Source organism: Okeania sp. SIO2F4 (assembly GCF_010672385.1).
GTDB lineage: Bacteria > Cyanobacteriota > Cyanobacteriia > Cyanobacteriales > Microcoleaceae > Trichodesmium.
This window is the reverse complement of the sequence record NZ_JAAHGT010001449.1, coordinates 1-1,265: the sequence shown is the minus strand read 5'-3', so window position 1 is coordinate 1,265 and position 1,265 is coordinate 1. Positions and strand designations below refer to the sequence as shown.

The following is a 1,265-nucleotide window of genomic DNA, read 5'->3' as shown; positions in this document are numbered from 1 at the left end:
TCTTTTTCAAATCTTCTCTCAATCACAGCATAATCTAGTAAATATTAATATAGATGACTAAACTACCCAATGACATAAATGAGGCGATCGCCCAAGCAATGGAAGCGACTAAAGCAGCTCTCCAAGATGGTTATACTAGACTCCAAATTGAGATAGTTGTTCCAGAGATTGAACTTCAAGCTCAATCTCTGGCAAAAGAATTTATTCCTGCTTTACTTGAAACAACTACTCAGCTCAAAGTATTTTTTCCCGACACTGGAGCAGCAGCTTTAGCTAGACGAGATTGGCAAGATGTAACATTTAAAATAGAAGATATTGGCACAAGTAGGTCTCCAGTTGACAGTAGAGTTGAACCCGAAGACCAATGTTTTTTATTAATAGCACCTTCTGCTGTAGAAGTGGCCCAAGCTGAAAAATTATCTAATCTGGCTGGCGATCGCCCAGTTGTGATGTTAATCCCCAGATTAGAAGATGTCTCTATCGTGGGAATTGGTTATGCAGCACGTCAACTCCGGGAAAGATTTATCAAAACTCTTGAATCTTGCTACTATATCAGGTCTTTTGGTGAGGGGGCGTTATATCGTTGTTATCCTTCTCCGTGGCAAGTTTGGCTTGAAGAAAATGGCCAGTATAAATTAATTGCTGAACAACCGGAGAAACCAGTGGGAGATCAACTAGATATTATTTTAGCTAAAGCTACTGGTACAGCTAAAACAGATAACTCTACTTCCTCCTCTGAGACAATAACTGCTCCGCCAAAACGGAAAGGATTACTAAGCGAAATTCAAAAATTCCTACGTGCTTTAAGTAACTAAGTGTTAATACTGAATGTATTGAAGGTATTTTTAATCTGAAAATTACCGACCTAAATTTATTCAGGGTAAAATTTCTATAGAATTAGTTAAATTCTAATAACCCGGAAAATTAGGGTCGGTTAACCTCAGAAATTATGTGGTAAAATATACAAATTAAGTTTAATATTGGGTGCTTGAATTAAAAAAAGTTTAATTAAATTTTGATCAAATTGTAGCAAAGTTAAGATTTGTTCCTTGAGTACAAAGTTAAAGTGTGGTAGTAAAAATTATCAGCAGCAACAATGAACACCAGACGAATTATTATTGGCGACATACATGGGTATTATGATGGCTTAATGGCTTTGTTAGAGGCGATCGCTCCTGGCAGAGATGATATGGTATATTTTCTAGGAGACTTAATTGATAGAGGTCCGAAAAGTTCTCAAGTAGTAGAATTTGTCAGAAATAGCC

The 1,265-nt window shown here is 36.5% G+C and carries 2 protein-coding genes; both read left to right on the top strand.

The features are described 5' to 3' along the window. Positions 1–53: 53 nt before the first annotated feature. Positions 54–815 carry a DUF1995 family protein gene (locus F6K22_RS41155; protein ID WP_293110961.1) on the top strand — a complete coding sequence of 254 codons (762 nt, stop codon included), beginning with the start codon at positions 54–56 and terminating at the stop codon, positions 813–815. Positions 816–1,096: 281 nt separating this feature from the next. Beyond that, a partial coding sequence (locus F6K22_RS41150) for a metallophosphoesterase (RefSeq protein ID WP_293110963.1) occupies positions 1,097–1,265 on the top strand: 169 nt, incomplete at its 3' end.

Excerpts from the sequence above, each read along its gene's own strand:
- F6K22_RS41155 (WP_293110961.1), top strand. The coding sequence starts at position 54 with ATGACTAAACTACCCAATGACATAAATGAGGCGATCGCCCAAGCAATG.